Here is a 22,760-nt window from a genome sequence, read left to right as displayed (position 1 = left end):
CGCCGGCTACAGCCAGGGCCGCCGTCCCGGTCCGGTCGGATGGAGCCCGGTGACGCCCAAGACGACGGAGTACAAGCTCGTCTCCGCGGTGATGAAGAGGCGGTTGCGCTTGGCGCCACCCCAGGAGATGTTGGCAACCGCCTCGGGGACGTTCAGGCGGCCGATGAGGGTGCCGTCGGGGTCGTAGCAGTGCACCCCGTCGTCCATCGCGGCGACCCAGAGGCGGCCGCCGTCGTCGAAGCGGATGTTGTCGAAGCGGGCACCCTCGCGGGCTCCGGCCTCGGCGAAGACCCGCTCCTCGGAGAGGGTGCCGTCCTCGCGTACGTCGAAGACCCAGATCCTGCCGGCACGGGTGTCGGAGACGAAGAGCTGCCGCTCGTCGGGGGAGAACACCAGGCCGTTCGGCGCCCCGAAGCAGTCCGCCGCCAGACTCACCTCGCCGGTGGTCGGGTCGATCCGATAGACGTTGTTGGCGCCGATCTCGCTCTCGGCGCGGTATCCCTCGTAGTCGCTGGTGATGCCGAAGTCGGGGTCGGAGAACCAGATCGAGCCGTCCGACCTGACGGTCGCGTCGTTGGGGCTGTTCAGCCGCTTGCCCTGCCAGCGGTCGGCCAGCACGGTGATCGTGCCGTCGTGCTCGGTCCGGGTCACCCGGCGGTTGCCCTGCTCGCAGGTGATCAGCCGGCCCTCGCGGTCGAGGGTGTTGCCGTTGGTGTGTCCGGCGGCACGACGGAAGACCGCCACGTCGCCGGTCTCCTCGTCCCAGCGCAGCATCCGGTCGTTCGGGATGTCGCTCCAGACGACCTGACGCCAGGCGGGCACGTAGATCGGTCCCTCGGCCCAGCGGCAGCCGGTGAAAAGGACCTCCAGCGCGTCGTCGCCGTTCATGCACCGTCCGGTGCGGAACCGCTCGTCGAGCATCTCGTACAGGCCAGGGCGTTCATCGCTCATGGAATCCACTCCTCATCGTGACGCGGTCGAACCAGAATCGGCGTAAGTGGAACCCTGCAAGATGAGGTACGGTCCTGGCAAGATCTTTCCGAACGGAGATGCTGTGGATCAGATCGATCGCGAGCTGCTGGCCGAGCTCCAGCGCGACGCCACCCAGTCCTACGCCGCGCTCGGCCGGGCCGTCGGCCTCTCCGCCGGCGCCGCCCACGAGCGTGTGCGCAAGCTGCGTGAGGCGGGCGTCATCCGGCGCACGAGCGCCGAGGTGGACCCGGCCGCGGTGGGCAGCGGAGTCCTGGCGTACGTCATGGTCGACTCGACCTCCTGGATGGGCGACTCCGCGGAGGCGTTCGCCGCGCTCCCGGAGATCGTGGAGGCTCATGTCATCGCGGGCAGCGCGTCGGTGCTGGTGAAGGTCAGGACTGCGACCACCGAGCAGCTGCAGGACGTGCTGCGCCGGATCTACGCCATCGACGGGGTCAGCGGGACCCAGGCGACCGTGGTCCTGGAGACCTTCTTCGAGCGCCCGCTCTCGCCGCTGACCCCGGGCCCGGCCTGAGGTCAGGCGGGCATCTTGTCCAGGAAGCCGCGTACGTCCCGGATCCGCTGGTCGGCGTCGATGACGACCACGTCGAAGCCGATGATGACCGGCTCCTCACCGGCCGGACCGAGCCCCCACTGGAAACGGGCCTGCTGGTGGTGGGTGTCGGCGGTCCCCACGGGGGTGAACACGAAGCCGGGGAACTGTGCGCGTACGGCCTGGATGGTCGCTCCGACGGCGTCGCGGCCCTGGACCTCGGCGAGCGGGTCGACGTAGACGCAGTCGTCGGACCAGTGCTTGGCCAGCAGCTCGGTGAGCTCCTCGCCGGTGGCGTTCCAGGTGTCGAGGTAGCGCGTCACGATGTCGTTCATGGTGTCTTCCTTCTCTCGGATCGGGTTGCCAGGAGAAGGTTCGCCGCCACCCGGTGCGCCGGTCGATAACCTCTGAGGTCATGGCCGTCCCGGCGTCGGCTTGGCTAGCCTCGTGGCCGTGATCTCAACCGTGACCTCACCGTCTTCGTCGGTCGGCAGCGAGCTTCGCCGCTGGCGCGAGCTGCGGTCGCTGAGCCAGCTCGCGCTCGCCACCCAGGCCGAGGTGAGCACCCGGCACGTGAGCTACGTCGAGAACGGCCGCTCCCGGCCGACGCCGGAGATGATCGTGCGGCTGGCCGAGGTGCTGCGGGTGCCGATGGCCGAGCAGAACCGCCTGCTGCTCGCCGGTGGGTTCGCTCCTCGCTACCCGCACCGTGCGACCGACGACGACGCGCTCGCTCCGGTGATGGCCGGACTTCGTGGCCTGCTGGACGCCCACGCGCCGTACCCGGCTCTGCTCCTCGACGACCGCTGGGACGTAGTCGACGCGAACCGGTCCGTCGACGCGCTGCTCGTCGGCTGCGATCCCTGCCTGCTCGAGCCTCCGCTGAACGTGATCCGGCTCTGCCTGCATCCGCGGGGGATCGCGCCGCGCATCCGCAACCTCCTCGTCTGGCGTGCGCACCTGCTCCATCAGCTCGGCCGGCGCATCACGCACACCGGTGGCGATCCGGCGCTGGTCGCGCTCCGGGACGAGGTCACCGCCTATCCCTCCGACGGCGAGCCGCCCGCCCGGCCCTTGGCCGATCCCGTCGTACCGCTGGAGATCGAGATGGGCGGCGACATCCTCCGCTTCTTCAGCGTCGCCAGCCAGATCGAGAGCGCCTCCGACGTGACGCTCCACGGTCTCCACCTGGAGACCTTCGTCCCCGCCGACGCCCGCACGCGGCAGGCGCTCAGCCCTTGACCAGTCGCATCGTCTGGTGCGACAGCACCCGGCTCACCGCGGGCAGCCGGGAGATGGTCCCGAGGATGAGCGCTTCGTACGCCTCGGGGTCGGCGACCTGCACGCGCAGGTAGTAGTCGGGCTGGCCGAGCATGCGGCGCATCTCGGTGACCTCGGGGATGGCGACGGCGGCCGTCTCGAAGTCCTCGATGGTCTTGCCGTCGTTGACCGCGATGTCGATCGCCACGATGACCTCGAACCCGCGTCCGCCGCTCTTCGGGTCGATGCGGGCGTGGTAGCCCTTGATCACCCCTTCGCTCTCCAGGCGCTGCACTCGTCGCAGGCACGGAGCCGGGGTGAGGCCGACCCGTCGCGCCAGCTCGGCGTTGCTGAGTCGGGCGTCATCCTGGAGTTCGGCAATGATTGCTCGATCCAGGTCGTCGATCGCATGATCATTGCGCATGCCGGCACTTTAGCATCGTGAATGGGCAACCCATGAACGTCCGAACTTTCCTACGCTTGCGGCATGCAGGTCATGGAGATGGAGACAGCGTTCCGGGAGCCCGCGAGCACCCGTGAGGAGCTCGCTGCCGGCTGGCGGAGCGTGCTGCCCGCCTGTGTTGCCGTGGTGCCGCTGGGGCTCGCGCTCGGCGTCCTCGTGGTTCACTCCGGCCTCGCCTGGTGGTGGGCGCCGGTCCTCGGGGCGATCGTGTTCGCGGGCACCATGGAGTTCCTGCTGGTCGGCCTGCTGGCCGCCACGGCGCCCCTGGCGCAGATCGCCGTGAGCACCCTGCTGGTGAACTTCCGCCATGTCTTCTACGCGATCTCGTTCCCGCTGCACCGGGTGCACGGCGCGGGATGGAAGGCCTACAGCACCTTCGCGCTCACCGACGAGGCCTACGCGCTCACCGTCACGCCGGAGTCCGCCGGGTGGTCGCGGCCGCGGATCATCGGCATCCAGGCGTTCTTCCACGTCGCCTGGGTGATCTGCGTGGCCGTCGGCGCCGGGCTCGGCTCGTTGATCCCACCTCAGGTCGTCGGGCTCGAGTTCGCCGTCACCGCGCTGTTCGTGGTGCTCGGGCTCGAGGCGTACAAGGTCCGTCGGTCGCTGCCGGTCCCGGCGCTCGCGCTCGGCTGCGCGCTCGTCGCTGCCCTGATCTCGAGGGAGAACATGCTGCTGATCGCGATGGGCATGTTCGTCGCGGCGCTCGTCGGGTCGTACGCCCTCGCGGCGCGGAGGAGTCGTCGTGCCTGATCCTTGGTACGTCCTGTCCGGCATCGCCGTCTCCGCGGCCGTCACCTGGGCGCTTCGTGCGGTCCCGTTCGCCATGCTGGCGCCGCTGCGGCACAGCGCGCTGATGGCCCACATCGGTGAACGGATGCCCGTCGGGATGATGGTCATCCTCGCCGTCTACACCGTTCGCGACACCGACCCGGTCGTCCTCGCATCGGCCGGCCCCGCCGCCCTGGCCCTGGCGCTCACCATCGGCCTGCACCTGTGGCGCGGCAGCATGACGCTGAGCATCTTCGCCGGGACCGCTGCGTACGTCCTGGTCACCTCGGTCATCGCGGCCTGAGTCCGGCCGTTTCCAGTCATCCATGCGGCGGATCGGGGCTACGGTGACCGCATGACCGTAGAGAACGAGGCCAGGAAATCGCGCCAGCGAGGCGACGGGCGCAACGGGTTCGAGCGCTTCGTGGAGGTGGTGACCTCCGTGGTCAGCCATGCGCCGTTCTTCTACGTGATCGTGGTCGTCCTGCTGGTGTGGGCGGTGAGCTTCCCCTTCTGGTCCTCGAGCACCAAGTGGGAGCTCGCCGTGCACACGGGCTCATCGGTCCTCTCGCTGCTGTTGCTGGTGCTGCTCCAGAACGCCGGGCGACGCTCGGAAGAGGCGTCACACGAGAAGCTGAACGTCATCGCCTCGGCCCTCTCCGACCTCATGGAGTCGCGGGCTCGTGACGACGAGGACCTCACCGAGTCGGTACGCATCCTGCGCGAGGCCGTGGGCCTCGAGGAGCGGCACTGACCGCTAGTTGATGATCTCCGCGTCGTCGCCCATGGCGGCGAGGCGGTCGCGCCACAGCTGGAGGGCCTCGGGCGTCTGTCGCGTCCAGTCGGCGACCTCGGCGACGATCCGGACCGGCTCGCGGCTGCGGTAGGAGCGGGTCGGGTTGCCCGGGAACTTCTTGTCGGTGACGTTGGGATCGTTCTCGAACTCCCCGGTCGGCTCGACGAGATACACCCGCGGTGCCCCGTCGCCCGCGGCGAGCTCCGCGGCGAGGCCCGCACCGTCGGGCAGTGCGGTGAAGTAGATGTGGTTCATCACGATCTCGGGCCGGTAGTTCGACCGGAACCCGGCGGTGAGGTGGTCTCCGACCCGCAGGTCGGCCCTCGTGCCGTGGTAGAACGGCCCCTCGTCCAGCGGCTCAGTCATGTCCGCAGGCTACCGACTCCGGTGGGTTGTGCGTCGATGTTCGATCAGGTGGCGTGCAGGATCTCGACGCCGAGTGCCGAGATCTGCTCGACGACCTCGTCGGTCGGGTCGGCGTCGGTGACGACGCCCGCGACCTGGCCCCAGGGGAGCACGCGGTAGGGGGAGGCGGTGCCGATCTTCTCGGAGGAGGCGAGGACGTACGTCTCGGCAGCACGCCCGGCCAGGGCGCGCTTCATGGCGGCGTCCTCGGCGTCGCCGGTGGTGAGGCCGGCGTCGGGGTGGACGCCGGTGACGCCGATGAGACAGAGGTCGGCGGAGACGTTCTGGGCGGCCTCGACGGCCGCGGCGCCGCAGGCGACGGCGGAGTGCTTGAAGACCCGGCCGCCGAGGAGGAAGAGGTCGGCGCTCGGGTGCTGGAGGAGGGCGGAGGCGACCGTGGGGCTGTTGGTGATGACGGTGCACTCCAGATCCGCGGGGAGCGCCTGGGCGACGGCGAGCGCGGTGGTGCCACCGTCGAGGATGAGCGTGCTGCCGGGGCGTACGAGGCCGGCGGCCGTGGCGGCGACCGTCCGTTTGGCGTCGGGCTCGACGGTGTGGCGCGCGGTGTAGTCGACGACCGCCGGGGAGACGGGCAGCGCGCCACCGTAGACGCGCTGGCACAACCCTTCGGCGGCCAGGTCGCGCAGGTCACGGCGGATGCTGTCCTCCGAGATGCCCAGCTCGGTTGCCGCGTCCTTGGCCACGATCTTGCCTGTTTCTTCCAGAAGACGCAGGAGATGAGCGCGGCGTTGCCCAACCAGCATGCACGTTCCTTTCTGTTCTTGCACAGTATTGCATGTACGCTGCCGCCGTGACGACAACGAAAGCCGACCCGCGACCTGGTGTCGATGTCCCGGACCATCGCGGCCGCACCGGCCTCGACCGCGCCGGACGGGACCTGACCCGCAACCCCGGCGTCGTGGTTCGAGACGTCGAGCTGACCTCGCAGGGGTGGCACGTGCTCAGGCGCACCACCTTCGACTACCGCCGGCGGGACGGGCGCTGGGAGACGCAGCAGCGCGAGACGTACGACCGTGGGAACGGCGCTGTGCTCCTTCCCTACGACCTCGAGCGCGGAACGGTCCTGCTGACGCGGCAGTTCAGGTATCCGGTCTACGTCAACGACCATCCGGACGGGCTCCTCGTCGAGGCGGCGGCGGGACTTCTGGACGCCGATGACCCGGTCACCGCCATCCGGCGGGAGAGCGCCGAGGAGCTCGGCATCAGCCTCGCCGTGGTCGACCATGTCTTCGATGCGTACATGAGCCCGGGGTCGGTGACCGAGCGGCTCCACTTCTTCGCGGCTTCCTACTCGCCACAGAGTCGCACCGGTGACGGAGGCGGGGTTGCCGAGGAGGGCGAGGACATCGAGGTGCTCGAGCTCGACTTCGCCGATGCGCTCGCGATGACCCGCGACGGCCGGATCACGGACGGCAAGACCATCATGCTGCTGCAGTGGGCCGCTCTCGACGGCCCGTTTCGCCCAGCGGCCGGGGCGTCCGCTCCTCAGCCGTGAAATGGTGGAATCAGGGGATCGGCGCCACAGCGGACGCCTGATGCGGGAAGGGTGAGGATGACCGGTTCGTTCTGGTGGGACCTGGCGATCGGCATCGTCGCGGCCCTGCTGCTCACGTGGTTGTGCCTCGTGGTGGCGTTGCTCGTCGTCCGCCCACGCGGCGACCTGCTGCGCGAGGCGTTGCGGATCCTGCCCGACGTCGTGCGGCTGCTCCGGCGGCTCGCGGCGGACAAGACGATGCCCCGTGGCGTACGGATCCGGCTCGGGCTGCTGATGGTCTATCTGGCCCTGCCGATCGATCTGGTGCCCGACTTCATCCCGGTGCTGGGCTACGCCGACGACGCGATCATCGTCGCCGCCGTGCTGCGCAGCGTCGTCCGCCGGGCCGGGATCGACGCCGTCCGGGCGCAGTGGCCGGGCACCGAGGACGGCTTCGCGGCGCTGGCGCTGATCGCCGGGCTGGACCGCTCGGTCAGTCGTGGAACCGGGCGCCCTTGACGATGCGGTCGACGGCGTTGCGGGGACCACGGAGGGCGATGCCGACGAGGTCGAGGTCGTCCGCGCGGACCGCGGCCACGGCCGCTCGGTTGGCCTCGTCGTTCCCGGTGCCGAACAGCTCCCGGGTGTAGACGGCGAGGGAGACGTCGTCCCGGGCGGCGGCCTTCCCACGGGCCTTGGCCAGCAGGCCCGAGTCGGCGCTCATCACCATCACCGGCTGGCGGAGCATGGGCAGGTACTCGGTGTCGTCGCCGTCGCGGTAGGCCTCGCCCACGAGGCCGGGGGAGCTGGTCGCGATCCCCGACATCAGGAACGCGGTCACGTTGAGCTCCTGCCAGGGCTCCAGATCCTGGTTGAGCACGACCACGACCTTCGTGTCGAAACGTGGTGAGGTCGCCGGGTCGTCGGAAGTCAGCTGTGCCGTCATGCTCGAAGTCTCCGTCGTCGCCCGCAGCAAGGTCTTGTACGTTTCTTGCATGGTCGATCACGTGCGCGCCTGGCATCCCGAGGTGCCGTCGCTACGCGAGGTCTACCACGCGAAGTTCGACCACTCCTACCCGATGCACACCCACGACGACTGGGCGGTGATGCTGGTCGACGACGGTGCGGTGGCCTACGGTCTCGATCGCGACGACCACCATGCGGTTCCCGGAGCGCTGACCTTGTTGCCGCCCGGGGTGCCGCACGACGGTCACTCGGCGATCGAGGGGAAGGGCTATCGCAAACGGGTGCTCTATCTCGATCCGGACTGGCTGCCGGTGACCGCACAGGGCCTTGCCGTGCGTCGACCGACACTTGCCGCCGCGACCCCGATCGCTGCTGCCCGGCACGTGCACGCGGCGCTGCAGGACCCCGGTGACCTGATGGCGGCCGAACACTGGCTGCTGACCGTCCGCGACGAGGTGCTCACGCATCTCGGAAGTCCCGCGCCGACGCTTCGCGACGCACCGCTGGCCCGTCGTCTGCGGGCGCTCCTCGACGACCGACTGACGGAGTCGTTCACGATCGCCGCGGCCGCCGCCGAGCTCGGCACCCATCCCAGCCATCTGGTCCGGGTGTTCTCGCAGACCTACGGCATCGCTCCGCACAAGTACCTCGTCGGCCGCCGTGTCGATCTCGCCCGCCGTCTGCTCGTGGACGGCCATCGTCCTGCCGAGGCGGCGGCGCTGGCCGGGTTCCATGACCAGGCCCATCTCACCCGTCATTTCCGCCGCATCCTCGGCGTGACGCCGGCGATCTTCGCGGCGTGAGCCTTGGCCGTACGCTGGGCTGATGGCCGAGCGGTTCGAGCGGGAGAGCGTGGTCGCGTTCCGGCTGGCGTCGCACCATCTCGACGTCCGGCTGGGTGAGAACGACCTCCTCTCGGCTGCGGGGCGGTGCGGCATCCAGGACTCGCCACCTGGATCGGCGTTGCTGGCCCTGCATGCGCGCGTGGATGGAGTCGTCGCCGGGACGGTCCCCCGAGCGATCGAGGACAGGAGCATGCTGCTGACCTGGAGCATGCGCGGTGCTCCGTACCTCTTCCCGACCTCCGAGGCCGGTGTCTTCACGACCGGGGTCCTTCCTCCGGCGGAGACGGCGTTACGGCACTTCGTGCGAGGTGTCGAGCAAGCCGTCGACCGACTCGGGCTGAGCCTCACCGAGGCGGCCGACATCGTCGCCGCGGCGACACGTGAGGTCCTGCCGGGGCGACAGCTGGCGATCAACGAGCTCGGCGCCGAGGTGGCCGAGCTGATCACGCCCCGACTGACGGCAGCGCAGCGAGAGGTCTGGGTCGAGGAGGGCCCCTACGCCGAGGGCCAGCCCATCGGGGAGGCGGTCGTGCACTTCTGTGTCCGTGTGCTCGCGCTGCGACGGATCGTCTGTCTCGCACCGCGGGCAGGGGACAAGGCGCCGTTCGTCCTGACCGAGGAGTGGCTCGGCCACCCGGTCGCGGAGACGGACCCCGCGGTGTCGCGCGCCGAGCTGCTCCGGCGCTACCTGCGCTGCTACGGGCCGTCCACCCGGGGCGACTTCGCGGCCTGGCTCGGCGTGCAGGCGGGTGACGTCGATCCCTGGTGGGGTTGCCTCGAGGACGAGCTGGTGGAGGTCGACATCGGCCGGTCGGCATGGGTCCTGGCCACCGACCTCGACACCCTCCGATCCTCGACCATGCCCTTCGGGGTGCGGCTGCTCCCGCCGCGAGATCCCTACACGCAGCTGCGTGACCGGCAGACCATCGTCGACAGGGCGCATCACCGGGACATCTGGAGGACGGCAGGAGATCCCGGAACCGTCCTCGTCGACGGCGAGATCCTCGGAACCTGGCGCCCACGCAAGCGCGGGCGTGAGCTGCGTATCGACCTGACGACCTTCGAGGCGTTGAGCCGAGACCGGAAGGAAGCACTCGAGGCAGAGGCGGAGCGTATCGCCCCGCTCCGGGAGGCATCCTCCGTCGCGGTGGACTTCGCCACCTATTAGCCGTGCGCGCGGGGAGCTGATGGTGCTGAATAGGCGCATGCTCTCCTCGCCCCGCGTCGTCGTCTGCGGCCCTGCTTCCTGGAACCACCTGATCGACCTCGACCATCTGCCCGAACCGGTGCCCCACATGCAGTTCGCGCGGCGGTCGTGGCACACGATCGGCGGCACCTCGGCGGGCAAGGCGCTGCACCTGGCCGGGCTCGGCATCGACGTACGTCTGTGGGCTCCTGTCGGCGCCGACGAGGACGGTGAGCGGCTGCGGGAGCGGCTCGAGAAGGCGGGGGTCGTCGTGGAGGCGATCGCCAGCGACGCGACCGAGCGGCACGTCAACCTGATGGCCGACGGCGGCCGGGTCTCCTTGTACGTCACGACCCCCTCGACCCCGTCCGCGGCGGCGGTCGAGGCCGCCGTGCGTGCGGTCGAGGCGGCGGATCTCGCGGTGATCGACCTGAGCGAGCTGGGCCGGCTGGTGCTCGAGGCCATGCCCTCGCCGCGCACCCCGCTCTGGATGGATCTGCACGACTACGACGGCGCCACCGCCTTCCACGAGCCCTTCCTGCGCGCGGCGGCGGGAGTGTTCATGAACGACGACGGCACCGAGGACCCGTGGGGACTGATGGCCTCGTGCCTCGACCGCGGCCCCGGCCTCGCCGTCTGCACCCTCGGCGCGAAGGGAGCGATCGCGCTCGAGGCCGACGGGACCCGGCACGAGGTCGCCGCGACACCGGCCACCGTCGTCGACACCAACGGGGCCGGCGACGCCTTCATGGCCGGCTTCCTGGCCGCGCGGCTGCGTACGGAGCCGGTGGACGTCGCGCTTCGTGCCGCCGCCGACCAGGCCCGGGTCGCGATCGAGACCGAGCACCTCCACCCGGCCCTCGGCTGATCGCGCCGGACGGGCCGGCACCCTGGGTGAGAAGCAGCCTGGCTCAGAACGGGTAGCGCGCCGGCTCACCTCGCATGGTGATCCACCGGGTCTCGGTGAACGCCTCGATGTTGGCCTCGGCGCCGCCGAACCGGGACCCGGTGCCGGACGCGCGTACACCACCGAACGGTGCGTTGGCCTCGTCGTTGACGGTCTGGTCGTTGATGTGGACGATGCCGGTCGGGATCTGCTCCGCGACCGCGAGGCCGTGCATGACGTCCTTGGTGACGATGCCCAGGGACAGGCCGTACTCGCTGGCCCCCGCGAGCTTGATCGCGTCCTCGACGGACTCGACCTTGGTCACCGGTGCGACGGGGCCGAAGACCTCCTCCGCGAACGCCGGCGCGGTGATCGGGACGTTCGCCAGGACGGTGGGCCGGTAGAAGAGGTCCTCGTAGGTGCCGCCGGCCGCGATCTTGGCGCCGGCATCCGCCGACGCCGTGACCAGGCCGTGGATCTTGTCACGCTGGCCGGCGTCGATGACGGGGCCGAGGGCGACCTGGTCGGTGGCCGGATTGCCGACCGGCAGGTGGCCTGCCTTCTCGGCGAGGGCCTCGACGAAGTCGTCGTAGATGCCGGCAGCGACCAGGTGCCGGCCGGTCGTCATGCAGATCTGGCCCTGGTGGAAGAACGACCCCCACGCTGCCAGGTTGACGGCGGCCTCGACGTCGGCGTCATCGAGGACCAGCAGCGCGGAGTTGCCGCCGAGCTCGAGGTGGGCCCGCTTGAGGTGCCTGCCGGCCAGCTCACCGATGCGGCGGCCGACCCCGGTGGATCCGGTGAACGAGATGACCCGGATGTGGGGATCCGTGACCAGCGCTTCGCCCACGTCGGCGCCACCGGGCAGCATCTGGAGCACTCCCGGGGGCAGGCCCGCCTCTTCGAAGATGCGGGCCATCAAGGTGCCACCGGTCACGGCGGTGCGCGGGTCCGGCTTGAGGATCACGGCGTTGCCGAGGGCGAGGGCCGGGGCGACCGAGCGGATGCCGAGGATGATCGGCACGTTGAACGGGGCGATGACCGTGACCACACCGGCGGGCATGCGGCGGGCCATCGACAGGCGGGGCTGTTCGGACGGGATGACCTCGCCGATCGGACGGCTCGGGAGGCTGGCAGCCTCGTAGCACTCCTCGGCCGCGACGTGGAGTGCGAACCCGGCCATGCCGGGCACGGCGCCGACCTCACGGACGTTCCACCCGGTGATCTCCTCGGCATGCTGCTGCCACAGGTCGCCGGCGCGACGCAGGACGGCGGCGCGCTCCGGGTGCGGAAGTGCGGCCCACGCGAGCTGGGCCTCGGCGGCCGCTGCGGCGGCATCCGCCACGTCGGCCGCGGTGGCCAGACCCATCCTGCCCAGCTCGGCGCCGGTGGCCGGTTCGACGACTGCGTAGTCGCCTCCTTGCCCGGGTTGCCAGGCGCCGGCCTTGAGGATGTTTCCGGACCAGTCGACGGAGTCGAGAACGGACATGGTGTGCTCCTGGAAGTCGGGTGGCTAGTTGTCGGGATGCGCCGGCACGGTCAGCAGGGCCAGCAGAGCGATGACGGCTGCGCCTGCGAAGGCGTAGAAGCCCCACGGGTAGGCGATGCCGGCGGTGAGGAGGGCGCCGCCGAGGAAGGGTCCGACGATGGCGCCGACCCGGCCGACGCCGGCGGACATGCCGAGCGCCGTGCCGCGGATCCGGGCGGGATAGAGGTGGCTGACGAACGCGTAGACCAGCACCTGCGCGCTGAACACGAAGACTCCGGCGGCCAGGACCGCCCCGTACACCAGGAGGCTGTTCTCCATCTTGATCGACAGCAGCGCCAGCATCACCGCGGCCACGCCGAACCAGGTCACGACCGTCGGCTTGTTGCCTCTCGCGTCGGAGATCAGGCCTGCCAGCACGAGTCCGATCACCGCACCGACGTTGAGAGTGAGGAGCAGGCCGAGGCCGGCGTCGAGGGAGTAGCCGGCCTCGCCCATGATCGTCGGCAACCAGGTGTTCAGGCCGTAGACCAGCAGCAGACCGCAGAACGACGCCGCCCACAGACCCAGGCTCACCCACAGCAGGCGGCCGCGTACGACCTCTGAGGGGCGGACCTTCTCGGCCTCGACGGTCTCCAGGTAGGCCTGCGACTCCGGGAGCTTCACCCACATCACCGGGACCGTCAGCAGCCCGGCGACGCCGCCGATCACGAACATCGCCTCCCAGCCCAGGTTCGGGATCACCCACAGGGCCAGCAGAGCGGTGAGCACGGCGCCCACGTGGTAGCCGGTCATCATCCGTGTCATGGCGGTGCCGGAGCGGCCTTCGCGGGCGTGCTCGCTCATGAACGCCAGCGCCGTCGGCAGGCAGGCGCCCAGACCCAGACCCGCCAGGAAACGCAGCGCGATGAACACGGTCGCGTTCGGCGCGAACGCGACCGCCAGGGTCAGCAGCGAGAACAGGGCGATGCTGCTGATCAGGGTCGTACGCCGGCCGAACCGGTCGGCAAGAGGACCGATGGCCACGGCGCCGATGCCGACCCCGACCAGCCCGACGGTGGCCGCCGTGGTCAACGACGCCTTGGTGAACCCGAGGTCGCCGGTCCCTGCCAGCGTGGGGATCACCGCGCCGAGCACGACGAGGTCGTAGCCGTCGAGGGCGACAGCGAGCCAGCAGAGCACGACCGGCCACAGGCTTCGGTTGCCGTTGGCGATGGTGCTCGATGTGGTTGCGGACACATTCATGGGGACGAACCTAAGAGCGGTCACCCCTGTGAGCATCGACACAGCTTCCGTTCAGTGGAAACTCCGCCGAAATAGTTTCAGAGCCGGCGACCGATCGACTGCGCGGCGACACGGAGCGCGCCGTACAACCGCTGCTCGCTGCCCTTGAGCGTTGGGACGACCAGGCCCAGGGAGGCGACCACCTCGTCGTGTCGGTGGATCGGGACGGCGATCGAGCAGGCGCCGAGGCTCATCTCCTCATGGGTGGTGGCGTAGCCCTTCTCGAGCACCTGTCGCAGCTGCCTGCGGAGGGCGCCGGGCTGGGTGATCGTGTAGGGCGTGATCCGGGTGAGGGTGGCCAGCACGGTGTCCCGGACCTCGTCCGGAGCGTGAGCGAGGAGGACCTTGCCGACGCCGGTGGCGTGCATCGGCAGGCGGCCGCCGACCTTGCTCACGACCGGGACCGACTGGTTGCCGCGCAGCCGGTCCAGGTAGACCACCTCGGTCCCTTCGCGCACGGCGAGATGCACCGTGGCCAGCGTCGCGCCGTAGAGGTCGTGGAGGAACGGCTCGGCGACCTGGCGCAGTCCGGTCTCGGTCGGCGCGAGGTGGCCGATGTCCCAGATCTTGCGACCGATGACGTAGTCACCGGACGGCAGCCGCTCGAGCGCTCCCCAGCGGAAGAGCTCGCCCAGGAGCCGATGGGTCGTCGCGAGCGGAAGGTCCGCGCGGCTCGCGATGTCGCTGAGCGACATCGCCCGGTGCTGCTCGTCGAACGCGCTCAGGATCGCCAGCGCTCGGCTGGTCACGCTCGTACCGGCCTGTCGGCTGTTGCCCGCCATCGTCCTCTGCCTTCGCCACGTGGGAGTCGACGCCTCCCACATCATCCCCCTCACCCGATGGGCAGGGCACGCCGCCCCGGCAGGAGCGGCGCGACTCAGCCCCCGAAGGCGGGGTGGAGCGGCTTGCCGGACCCGCCGGACCGGGTGGCCGGCGAGGCCTCGATCGGGTCGAAGGTCCACAGCGCGTACGCCCCCGGCCCGACGTGCAGCGTCGAGTTGCCGATCGTCTCGGTGTGGGGCTCCTCGGCCGGCTCGTTGAGGGCGAGGATGATGTGGCGTACGCCTGCCTCCTCGGCCGGCACCGGCTGCAGGCGGATCGTGGTCATGCCGTCGAAGGCGAGGACGCCACCGTCCTTCAGGACGCGGATCGTGATCCCGGCGGCGCGCCACAGCGGCACCATCTTCTCGATGTCGGCCTCGGTCGTGGCGATCTGGATGCCGATGACGTCCCGCATCTGGCGGTCGAGGTAGCGGTCGCGGTTGTAGCGGTCACGGCTGACGTCGCCCTCGTAGGCGGCGGGCGGGAAGGAGAGCCGCGGGTCGCTGAGGAACTCGTCGCGATACTCCATCGCCCAGGAGAAGAAGGTGTCGTAGGTCGCGGTCGTGTAGGTGACGTCGAACCACGGGATCAGCTCGCCGTCGCCGAGGTCGGTCACCTGGGTGAACTCGACCGGATCGGCGACGAGGTCGCGCAGGTTGTCCGTGGCGATGGCCAGGTCGCCGTCGTCGTCGGCCGAGACGGCGAGCCCGGTGTCGCCGGCGACCGCGTCGGGGGCGTCGCCCGGCCCGAAGAACTCCAGGTAGGTCTCCTTGCCGAGCAGATAGCGACCGGTCCAGGTCGAGGTGCCGTCGTTGCCGGTGCTGATCCGGCGGTCGGCGAACTGCCCCAGATACTCGGAGTGCTCGATCGCGTCAGCCGTCTCCTGGTCGACCATCGCCCACGCGTGGTTGAAGGCCAGGAGCGGATCCGGACGCTTCTCGTCCGCGGCGTGGGCGGGGGCGACCGAGGTCCCCGAGGTGATGACGAGTGAGGCGATCGCAGCCGCGATGAAGCCCGAGATTCTCCATGGAGTCCGCATGGGACCCAGTCTCTGCGACCGGCGCGCTCCTGTCCCGGAAATTCCGCGGTCGGTCGACGTGTCGGTCAGGCGCCGTGGGAGGCGGTGGCCATGGTGGCCCCGAGGCCGATCATCATGACGCCGCCGCCGGCGCCGAGCGTGTCGAGGCGCTTGGGCTTGCGGGCGAACCAGGCCTTGGCCCGGCTGGCGGCGAGGACCCAGCCCGAGTCGCAGGCGAAGGCCATCGCCGAGAAGATCGCGCCGAGCAGGAGGATCTGGGGCACCGCGGGCGCGGAGGTGTCGATGAACTGGGGCAGGAAGGCCAGGTGGAAGACGATCGTCTTCGGGTTGGTCGCCCCGACGACCATCCCGGTGCGGATCGCGCCCCACGCGGTCGTCCGTGCGACGTCCTCGCCGTGGAGGGCGGCCCGGGCGTCGGCGCGGTGACGGATCGCCTGGATGCCGAGATAGACGACGTACGCAGCGCCGATCAGCTTCACGACCGTGAACGCGGTCGCGGACGCTGCCACGAGCGCACCCAGGCCGACGGCCACCGCCAGGACCTGGCCGAACTGGCCGAGCGCGTTGCCGCCGACGGCGAGCACCGCCTCGCGGCGGCCCGCGGTCAGGGCGCGGCCGAGCGCGAAGAGCACGCTCGGTCCCGGGATCAGGATGAAGATGACGGAGGCGAGCGCGAAGGCGGCGAACTGGCTCAGGGTCGGCACGCTCACCATTGTCCGCCATCAGCGGGCCGCAGCGCCAAGGGTTTCAGTCGGCGTACCCCGGGTCGTCCTCGGCTATCCCGCGCGGACGGCCTGGAGCTGCTCGACGAGGATGTCGCCGTGCCCGGCGTGACGGGCCAGCTCCTGGATCATGTGCACGTAGACGAACCGCAGCGTCACCCGGTTGCCGTGCCAGTCGAACTCCTCGTCGAGCTCGTGGGCGGCGGCGATCTCGCGGGAGTGCTCGCAGGCCGCTTCGTAGCCGGCCCGGATCGAGGCGACCGTGTCCTCGGCCTCGAGCACGAAGCTCTCGTCGACGGTGTCGGGCAGCCCGATCTCCTTGCGTGAGACTCCGGCGACCCGCGCGTGGAACCACACCTTCTCCACGAAGGTCGCATGCTTGACCAGCCCCAGCGGGGTGGTCAGCGACGGGACCAGCTTCCGGCGCGCCTCCTCGTCGTCGAGATCCTCGAGGATGCCGCGGATCTGCTCGCGCTGGATGTCGACCATGCCCTCGAGAAGCGCCCGCTCGTCCGCCTGTCCGATCTTCATGTCGGCAGGCTAGCGGGCGATGGTCGAACCGCAGCGCTCCAGGAGGTACGCCTCGGCTCGGTGCCGGTCCCAGCCGCGTGCCTCATACAGCCCGCGGGTCAGCATCGAGGCGTACGCGTCCGAGGGCCGGGTGTGCTCCACGGCGTCGAACCCGTGCGGCGCGGTGAAGGTGAGCATCGGGAGGCCGTCGCGGCGGCCGACCTCGATCAGGGTCTCGTAGTGTCCCGGGCCGGCCTCGTGGCGGCCGTTCTCGAGACCGTCGATGACGACCTTCTCGATCGGGTCTCCGGGCGCGGGCAGCCGGTCCATCTCCTGGGCGGCGATGTCCGCGAACTGCTCGACGCTCATCCGGTAGGCGCGGGCCGCGGTCCAGGAACCGGGAGCATCGTGGTCGTAGAACGCCACCCCGCCCGTCCAGGTGCGGGACTCACCCGCGAAGTAGAGCCGTCCGGGGAGGTCGACCGCGACATCGGCGAGCGGCATCGACGGCGTACGTGCCCCGACGTAGGACTGGCGGGCACCCACCGGCCGGCCACCCAGGAGGTAGGCGCTGAGGCGGTCACGGCACATGTTCGACCCGTAGCTGACGTACCAGACCTCTGCACTCATCGCGGGGCAGCCTACCGACGTGACGCAGGCCACCCGGGGGGTGCCCTGCTCGGGATCCGGCCGCGACGAGGCGGTCAGAGGACGGCGAGCACCCCGTCGGCGTACTTCTCCAGCTTCGCCTCGCCGATCCCGCTGATCGTGCCGAGCTCGTCCCGGCTGGCCGGCAGCCGGGTGGCGATCTCGCGCAGGGTCGCGTCGTGGAAGACGACGTAGGCCGGCACGCCCTGCTCCTTGGCGACCTCGCCGCGCCAGGCGCGCAGCCGCTCGAAGACCTCGGCCGCTTCCGGCGACAGGTCGGCGGCGGCCACCTTCGGCTTGCGGTCCCCGGAGCCGCTGCGACGAGCCTGCCGGGGCGGTTCCTTGCGGAGCATCAGCTGCTGCTCGCCGCGCAGCACGGGGCCGGCCGGCTCGGCGACCGAGAAGACTCCGTAGCGGTTGTCGACCGCGAGCATCTCGCGGGCCAGGAGCTGGCGGATGACCGAGTGCCAGTCGCTCTCGGCGAGGTCGGTGCCGATCCCGAAGACCGAGAGCTCGTCGTGGCGGAACTGGCGGACCTTCTCGGTCTCCTTGCCCCGCAGGATGTCGACGATCTGGCCGGCGCCGAAGCGCTGCCCGTTGCGCTCGCGGTCGAGCCGGATGACGGTGGAGAGGACCTTCTGCGCCGGGACGGTGCCGTCCCAGGACTCCGGCGCCGTCAGACAGGTGTCGCAGTTGCCGCACGGCTCCGCGGCCTGCCCGAAGTAGCGCAACAGCTGCACCCGGCGGCAGTCGACGGTCTCGCACAGCGCCAGCATCGCGTTGAGATGCTGACCGAGCCGGTGCTTGTGGGCCCGGTCGCCCTCGGAGGTCTCGATCATCTGCCGCTGCTGGACGACGTCGGCCAGCCCGTAGGCCAGCCAGGCGGTCGACGGCTGCCCGTCACGCCCGGCCCGGCCGGTCTCCTGGTAGTAGCCCTCGACCGACTTGGGCAGGTCGAGATGGGCCACGAAGCGTACGTCCGGCTTGTCGATCCCCATCCCGAAGGCGATGGTGGCGACCATGACGATGCCGTCCTCGCGCAGGAAGCGGGACTGGTTCTCCGCGCGGGTGCGGGAGTCGAGTCCGGCGTGGTAGGGCAGCGCCGGGATGCCCTGACCGACCAGGGAGGCGGCGGTGCGTTCGACGGAGGCGCGGGAGAGGCAGTAGACGATGCCGGCCTCGCCGGGGTGCTCGGCGCGGATCAGGTCGACGAGCTGCTTGGCCGGCTTGTCCTTGGGGGCGATCCGGTACTGGATGTTGGGCCGGTCGAAGGAGGCCACGAAGTGGCGGGCGTCCTCGAGCTTGAGGCGAGAGGCGATCTCGCGGCGGGTCTCCGCGGTGGCGGTCGCGGTCAGCGCGATCCGCGGCACCTCCGGCCAGCGCTCGTGCAGGTGGGAGAGCTGCAGGTAGTCGGGCCGGAAGTCGTGACCCCACTGCGAGACGCAGTGGGCCTCGTCGATCGCGAACAGCGAGATCTTGGCCTGGTCGAGCAGCCGGCCGGTCTCCGGCACCCGCAGCCGCTCGGGTGCGAGGTAGAGCAGGTCGAGCTCGCCGGCCAGCAGTGCCTGCTCCACCTGCTGCCGCTCGTGCGGCATCTGGGTGGAGTTGAGGAACCCGGCGCGCACACCGAGCGCGGAGAGCGCGTCGACCTGGTCCTGCATCAGCGCGATCAGCGGCGAGATGACCACCCCGGTCCCGGGTCGCACCAGCGACGGGATCTGGTAGCACAGCGACTTCCCGCCGCCGGTCGGCATCAGGACGAGGGCATCACCGCCCGTGGCCACGTGCGCGACGATCTCGGCCTGGTCGCCGCGGAACTCGTCGTAGCCGAAGACGCGGCGCAGGACTTCCAGCTCCGGGGTCAACTCCATCACGCGAGCGACCCTACCGGCGACCACCGACGGTCCTCCTCAGACCGAGACCTTCTCCCGCTCGACCGGGGTGTCGTCGGGGGCGGTGCCGCCGTGGGCGCGCTCGAGCGCGGCACCCTCGACGTCCACGTTCGGGAGGATGCGGTCGAGCCACTTCGGCAGCCACCACGCCGAGCGTCCGAGCAGGTGCATCAGCGCCGGCATCAGCAGCATCCGGACGATGAAGGCGTCCAGAAGCACGCCGAGCGCGAGCCCGAAGCCCATCGAGCGGATCATCACCGACTCGGCGAAGATGAACCCGCCGAAGACGGAGACCATGATCAGGCCGGCCGCGATGACGACCGAACGCCCGGCCCGGAAGCCCTGGGCGACGGCGACGCGAGCCGGGGCACCGTGGACGTACGCCTCCCGCATGCCGGAGGCGAGGAACAGCTGGTAGTCCATCGCCAGGCCGAAGAGGATCCCGACGAGCAGGATCGGGAGGAAGCTCAGGATGGGGCCGGTGCTGTCGATGCCGATCCACTCCGCACCGATGCCCTTCTGGAAGACCGCGACCACGACGCCGTACGTCGCCAGCAGCGAGAGCACGAAGCCACCGGTCGCGATGAGCGGGACCAGGATGGAGCGGAAGACCAGGATCAGGATCAGCAGGGAGAGACCGACGACGACGGCGAGGTAGGGGAGGAGTACGTCGTTGAGCCCCTGCGACACGTCGATCGCGACCGCGGTGGCGCCGGCGACGCCGAGCGTGATGTCGCCGTTGACGGCCGGCATGTCCCGGATCGCGTTGACCAGCTCGTTGGTGGAGACGCTGTTGGGCCCCTCCTCGGGGACGACCTGGAACGCGGCGGTGCGACCGTCCTCGGAGACCGCGACAGGCGCCACCGCGCGTACGTCGTCGAGGTCCGCCAGCGCCTTGGCGACCGTCAGCTGGGCGTGCTGGACGCCGGACTCGTCGAGCCCCTCGGGCAGGTCGGCGGCGACCAGCAGCGGGCCGTTGGCGCCGGGGCCGAAGCTGTCCTCGGTGATCGTGTAGGCGGTCTTGGCCAGTGAGCCCTCCGGCTCCGAGCCGCCGTCGGGGAGGCCCAGGCGCATGTCGAGTGCGGGGATCGCGAGGGCGAGCAGCGCCACCACGGAGGCGACGACCGTGACCACGGCGCGCCAGGTGGGCATCGGCCGGGCGTGGGCCTCGGCGGCGTCCTGCTCCGTGACCTTCTTGCGGGCGCGCTTGGAGACGATGCGGCCGCCGACCAGGCCCAGGATGGCCGGAGTCAGGGTGATCGCGACCAGCACGGCGATCGCGACGCAGGCGGCGCCGACCGAGCCCATCAGGCCGAGGAACGGGATGCCGGTCATGTTGAGCGCGACCAGGGCAACGATCACGGTGGAGCCGGCGAAGACGACGGCGGTGCCGGCGGTGCCGTTGGCGAGCGCGATCGACTCGGTGATGTCGGAGCCGTGCAGCAGCTGCTTGCGGTGCCGGTTGAGGATGAAGAGCGAGTAGTCGATGCCGACGGCCAGGCCGAGCATCAGCCCCAGGATCGGGGTCATCGAGGCCATCTGTACCACCCCGGAGAGGGAGAGCGCGCCGAGCGCGCCGATGCCGACGCCGGTCAGCGCCGTGACCAGCGGGACGCCGGCGCCGATGATGGTGCCGAGCATTACCAGGAGGACGACCGCGGCGACGCCGACGCCGACGATCTCACCCGGTCCCATCGGGTTGGGTGCCTCCTGGGAGATGTCGGAGGAGACGCCGATCTCGACCCCGTCGATGGGGTGGTCGGTGAAGTGGTCGACCGTGGCCTTCTTGGTCTCCTCGGACATCTCCAGACGGCCGACGGAGTAGGCGACGTTGACCAGGGCGGCCGAACCGTCGGCGGAAACCATCCGGATCCCGTCTGCGAGCTCGAGCAGCTCGGCGCCGTTCTCGGCCTTCGCGGTGTTGGCCTCGAGGTCGGCCGAGCTGTCGTCGATCTTCGCCTGCTGCTTGTCGAGGGCGGCCTGCTGGGCGTCGAGCTCGGTGGTCGGCAGGCCGGCGGCCTGCAGCTGGGTACGGGCCGCGTCGATGTCGGCCTGGGCCTTGTCGAGCTTGGCCTGGGCGCTGTCGAGCCGGGTCCGGCCGGCCTCGAGCTGGGCCTGGCCCTCGGCCACCTTCTCGGCCTGCGCCTCACGCTGGGCCTCGGTCTGGAACGGGTCGGTCACCGCGGCGACGTCGGGAAGGTCCTCGGCGCTGGTGATCAGTGCCTGGATCTCCTTCTTCTGCGTCGCGCTGAGCGGGGTGCCGTCCTCGGTCTGGAAGGCGATCGTGCCGGAGCCGCCGGCGAGATCGGGCAGCCCCTTCTGGAGGTCGTCGACCACCTCGGACGAGGGCAGCCCCGGGATGTCGAAGCTCGTGGTGAGCTCACCGGACCAGGCGACGTACGCCCCGACAGCGCCGGACAGCGCCAGCACCCAGGCAAGGATCACAAGCCAGGCGCGGCGCGCGGCCGTCTTGCCCAATCGATACAACAGCTCCGCCATGGCGGCATCCCTCCGGTAATTCGCAACGGTGCGTCCAGTTAATCACCTGTACGCCGCGGGACAAGGGCCGCTGTGCGAGTGATGGGTCACACCTGTGCCTTGGCCATGAGATGCCACGGGCTCTTAGGATGCCGTTCATGCCAGCGTCAGCAGGAGTGCGCCGTCGAGGTGCCGTACGCAGCGAACAGGCTCGCATCGCGGTCCTCGGCGCGACCGGCCGGCTCTTCGCGACCCAGGGCTACGACCACCTCACCATCGAGGGCATCGCGGCCGAGGCCGGGGTCTCCAAGCAGACGATCTACCGCTGGTGGTCCTCGAAGAGCGCGGTCGTGGCCGACGCGCTGATCGAGGACAAGCTGCTGCCGGACCACCCGGTGGTTCCCGACACCGGTGACATCCGTGCCGACCTGATCGCGTGGATGCAGAGCCTCGTCGACCTGGTCGCCCAGCCCGGCAACGACGGCCTCGTCCGCTCGCTCGTCGCGGCCGCCTGCGAGAACCCCGACATCGGCAACCGCCTCAACGACGCGCTCGGCATCACGGCGACCGTCTCCACCCGGATCGAGGCCGCCGTCGCGGCCGGCCAGCTGCCCGCCGACCTGCCGGTCATGGAGTTCGTACGCGCCCTGGTCGGTGGGTTCGTCCTTCACTCCCTCGAGCGCGCCGAGCCCGCTCCGGACATCGCCGAGCGGCTGGTGCGCGCGCTGCTGCACTGACGGTTCTCTTCACCCAAGAAAGAGGGGGTGTGGACCCTCGGGGCAGGGCTACGGTGGAGGACATGCCGAAGGTGCCGCCGCCCGTCTATGTCGTCGTCGGCCTGGCCGCCCAGCATCTGCTCTCTCGCGGGCGCCGACCGACGCTGGTCCGGTCCGTCGCGGCCGGGCTCGTGGCTGCCGGTTCGGTCTGTCTCGCCGGCGGCGCGGCTCGCGCGTTCAAGCACAAGGACACCACCTTCAACCCGCTCGAGCCCGAGCGGGCCACCGCGGTCGTCACCGACGGGCCCTACCGCTTCACCCGCAACCCGATGTACGTCGGCATGGCCGGCCTCCTCGCCGCCCACGCCATCTTCCGGGGTGGTCTGCTGTCGTTCGTCCCGGTCGCCGCCTTCGTCGCCGTCGTCGATCGCACCCAGATCCCTGCGGAGGAGCAGGCTTTGTCGTGGAGCTTCGGGGAGGCGTACGACTCCTACCGGGCGGCCACACCCCGCTGGCTCGGCACGCGGCGCTGAGACGACCACCGTGGCGAGCGTTGGGGTGAGCA

27 protein-coding genes are annotated in these 22,760 nt (G+C 70.4%); 12 read left to right on the top strand and 15 right to left on the bottom strand.

The genetic code is table 11. From position 1 onward, the window contains the following. Positions 1-6: 6 nt before the first annotated feature. Entirely contained in the window at positions 7-951 is a 945-nt protein-coding gene (locus OG984_RS13455; RefSeq protein WP_328532058.1) for an SMP-30/gluconolactonase/LRE family protein, read from the bottom strand. Between the two features lie 103 nt (positions 952-1,054). On the opposite strand from OG984_RS13455, the gene OG984_RS13450 reads away from it, so the two are divergent. Beyond that, on the top strand, positions 1,055-1,507 hold the full coding sequence (locus tag OG984_RS13450; RefSeq protein WP_328532057.1) for an Lrp/AsnC family transcriptional regulator: 453 nt from the start codon (positions 1,055-1,057) through the stop codon (positions 1,505-1,507). Positions 1,508-1,509: 2 nt separating this feature from the next. Here the strand turns inward: OG984_RS13450 and OG984_RS13445 are convergent, their stop codons facing one another. Next, entirely contained in the window at positions 1,510-1,860 is a 351-nt protein-coding gene (locus OG984_RS13445) for a nuclear transport factor 2 family protein (RefSeq protein WP_328532056.1), read from the bottom strand. Positions 1,861-1,978: 118 nt separating this feature from the next. Between OG984_RS13445 and OG984_RS13440 the strand changes: the two genes are divergently transcribed. Continuing rightward, entirely contained in the window at positions 1,979-2,767 is a 789-nt protein-coding gene (locus OG984_RS13440; protein WP_328532055.1) for a helix-turn-helix domain-containing protein, read from the top strand. Here OG984_RS13440 and OG984_RS13435 read toward each other — a convergent pair. Next, positions 2,757-3,209: an Lrp/AsnC family transcriptional regulator gene (locus OG984_RS13435; RefSeq protein WP_328532054.1), complete on the bottom strand. Its 453-nt coding sequence runs from the start codon at positions 3,207-3,209 to the stop codon at positions 2,757-2,759. The two genes, OG984_RS13440 and OG984_RS13435, sit on opposite strands and share 11 nt — an antisense overlap. A gap of 63 nt (positions 3,210-3,272) precedes the next feature. On the opposite strand from OG984_RS13435, the gene OG984_RS13430 reads away from it, so the two are divergent. From OG984_RS13430 to OG984_RS13420, 3 genes are read left to right on the top strand one after another with little or no spacing between them, the layout of a single operon-like run. Further along, entirely contained in the window at positions 3,273-4,001 is a 729-nt protein-coding gene (locus OG984_RS13430; protein WP_328532053.1) for an AzlC family ABC transporter permease, read from the top strand. Beyond that, positions 3,994-4,323, top strand: a complete 330-nt coding sequence (locus OG984_RS13425) for a branched-chain amino acid transporter permease (protein ID WP_328532052.1) — start codon at positions 3,994-3,996, stop codon at positions 4,321-4,323. Before OG984_RS13430 ends, OG984_RS13425 begins: the two co-directional genes overlap by 8 nt. Before the next feature lie 51 nt (positions 4,324-4,374). Continuing rightward, positions 4,375-4,773, top strand: coding sequence for a low affinity iron permease family protein (locus tag OG984_RS13420; RefSeq protein WP_328532051.1), 399 nt, complete (start codon positions 4,375-4,377; stop codon positions 4,771-4,773). A gap of 3 nt (positions 4,774-4,776) precedes the next feature. On the opposite strand, the gene arr is transcribed toward OG984_RS13420, so the two are convergent. Together arr and OG984_RS13410 are read right to left on the bottom strand one after the other, a co-directional pair. Then, positions 4,777-5,181 (bottom strand): NAD(+)--rifampin ADP-ribosyltransferase, encoded by a 405-nt coding sequence (arr, locus tag OG984_RS13415; RefSeq protein ID WP_328532050.1) that lies wholly within the window; start codon positions 5,179-5,181, stop codon positions 4,777-4,779. Between the two features lie 44 nt (positions 5,182-5,225). Next, positions 5,226-5,984: a DeoR/GlpR family DNA-binding transcription regulator gene (locus OG984_RS13410; RefSeq protein WP_328532049.1), complete on the bottom strand. Its 759-nt coding sequence runs from the start codon at positions 5,982-5,984 to the stop codon at positions 5,226-5,228. A 47-nt stretch (positions 5,985-6,031) separates the two neighbouring features. Between OG984_RS13410 and OG984_RS13405 the strand changes: the two genes are divergently transcribed. Together OG984_RS13405 and OG984_RS13400 are read left to right on the top strand one after the other, a co-directional pair. Further along, positions 6,032-6,736, top strand: a complete 705-nt coding sequence (locus OG984_RS13405) for an NUDIX domain-containing protein (RefSeq protein ID WP_328532048.1) — start codon at positions 6,032-6,034, stop codon at positions 6,734-6,736. Between the two features lie 57 nt (positions 6,737-6,793). After that, a complete protein-coding gene (locus OG984_RS13400; RefSeq protein WP_328532047.1) occupies positions 6,794-7,234 on the top strand; it encodes a YkvA family protein in 441 nt (146 codons plus the stop codon). Here the strand turns inward: OG984_RS13400 and OG984_RS13395 are convergent. Further along, positions 7,209-7,661 carry a DUF2000 domain-containing protein gene (locus OG984_RS13395; RefSeq protein WP_328532046.1) on the bottom strand — a complete coding sequence of 151 codons (453 nt, stop codon included), beginning with the start codon at positions 7,659-7,661 and terminating at the stop codon, positions 7,209-7,211. The genes OG984_RS13400 and OG984_RS13395 overlap by 26 nt on opposite strands. Before the next feature lie 49 nt (positions 7,662-7,710). Here OG984_RS13395 and OG984_RS13390 point away from each other — a divergent pair, with 49 nt between their 5' ends. Genes OG984_RS13390 through OG984_RS13380 form a run of 3 tightly spaced genes read left to right on the top strand, consistent with a single transcriptional unit; the run spans position 7,711 to position 10,580 of the window. Then, positions 7,711-8,484: a helix-turn-helix transcriptional regulator gene (locus OG984_RS13390; RefSeq protein WP_328532045.1), complete on the top strand. Its 774-nt coding sequence runs from the start codon at positions 7,711-7,713 to the stop codon at positions 8,482-8,484. A 22-nt stretch (positions 8,485-8,506) separates the two neighbouring features. Next, positions 8,507-9,694, top strand: coding sequence for a winged helix DNA-binding domain-containing protein (locus tag OG984_RS13385; RefSeq protein WP_328532044.1), 1,188 nt, complete (start codon positions 8,507-8,509; stop codon positions 9,692-9,694). Positions 9,695-9,731: 37 nt separating this feature from the next. Next, positions 9,732-10,580: a carbohydrate kinase family protein gene (locus tag OG984_RS13380; protein WP_328532043.1), complete on the top strand. Its 849-nt coding sequence runs from the start codon at positions 9,732-9,734 to the stop codon at positions 10,578-10,580. 43 nt (positions 10,581-10,623) lie between these two features. On the opposite strand, the gene OG984_RS13375 is transcribed toward OG984_RS13380, so the two are convergent. The 9 genes from OG984_RS13375 to OG984_RS13335 all read right to left on the bottom strand — a co-directional run bounded on the left by OG984_RS13375 (position 10,624) and on the right by OG984_RS13335 (position 21,500). Further along, entirely contained in the window at positions 10,624-12,087 is a 1,464-nt protein-coding gene (locus OG984_RS13375; protein WP_328532042.1) for a benzaldehyde dehydrogenase, read from the bottom strand. A gap of 24 nt (positions 12,088-12,111) precedes the next feature. Then, entirely contained in the window at positions 12,112-13,329 is a 1,218-nt protein-coding gene (locus tag OG984_RS13370) for an MFS transporter (protein ID WP_328532041.1), read from the bottom strand. Positions 13,330-13,406: 77 nt separating this feature from the next. After that, complete coding sequence (locus OG984_RS13365; RefSeq protein WP_328532040.1) at positions 13,407-14,150, bottom strand: IclR family transcriptional regulator; 744 nt, start codon at positions 14,148-14,150, stop codon at positions 13,407-13,409. Between the two features lie 95 nt (positions 14,151-14,245). After that, entirely contained in the window at positions 14,246-15,229 is a 984-nt protein-coding gene (locus OG984_RS13360) for a DUF5829 family protein (RefSeq protein ID WP_328532039.1), read from the bottom strand. Between the two features lie 65 nt (positions 15,230-15,294). Beyond that, a complete protein-coding gene (locus tag OG984_RS13355; RefSeq protein ID WP_328532038.1) occupies positions 15,295-15,942 on the bottom strand; it encodes a LysE family translocator in 648 nt (215 codons plus the stop codon). A gap of 63 nt (positions 15,943-16,005) precedes the next feature. Then, positions 16,006-16,482: a DinB family protein gene (locus OG984_RS13350; protein ID WP_328532037.1), complete on the bottom strand. Its 477-nt coding sequence runs from the start codon at positions 16,480-16,482 to the stop codon at positions 16,006-16,008. 9 nt (positions 16,483-16,491) lie between these two features. Beyond that, positions 16,492-17,091, bottom strand: a complete 600-nt coding sequence (locus OG984_RS13345) for a histone deacetylase (RefSeq protein ID WP_328532036.1) — start codon at positions 17,089-17,091, stop codon at positions 16,492-16,494. A gap of 74 nt (positions 17,092-17,165) precedes the next feature. Further along, on the bottom strand, positions 17,166-18,980 hold the full coding sequence (gene recQ / locus OG984_RS13340; RefSeq protein ID WP_328532354.1) for a DNA helicase RecQ: 1,815 nt from the start codon (positions 18,978-18,980) through the stop codon (positions 17,166-17,168). 39 nt (positions 18,981-19,019) lie between these two features. Further along, the gene (locus tag OG984_RS13335; RefSeq protein WP_328532035.1) at positions 19,020-21,500 is read right to left on the bottom strand and encodes an MMPL family transporter; all 2,481 of its coding nucleotides are present in this window, start codon (positions 21,498-21,500) and stop codon (positions 19,020-19,022) included. Between the two features lie 137 nt (positions 21,501-21,637). Between OG984_RS13335 and OG984_RS13330 the strand changes: the two genes are divergently transcribed. Both OG984_RS13330 and OG984_RS13325 read left to right on the top strand, forming a co-directional pair. Next, positions 21,638-22,216 (top strand): TetR/AcrR family transcriptional regulator, encoded by a 579-nt coding sequence (locus tag OG984_RS13330; protein ID WP_328532034.1) that lies wholly within the window; start codon positions 21,638-21,640, stop codon positions 22,214-22,216. 62 nt (positions 22,217-22,278) lie between these two features. Further along, positions 22,279-22,728 carry a methyltransferase family protein gene (locus tag OG984_RS13325; RefSeq protein ID WP_328532033.1) on the top strand — a complete coding sequence of 150 codons (450 nt, stop codon included), beginning with the start codon at positions 22,279-22,281 and terminating at the stop codon, positions 22,726-22,728. Positions 22,729-22,760: the final 32 nt, after the last annotated feature.

It is taken from the genome of Nocardioides sp. NBC_00368 (assembly GCF_036090055.1).
Lineage (GTDB): Bacteria > Actinomycetota > Actinomycetes > Propionibacteriales > Nocardioidaceae > Nocardioides.
The sequence above is the reverse complement of the archived record's forward strand: the minus strand, read 5'-3'. Positions and strand labels throughout refer to the sequence as shown.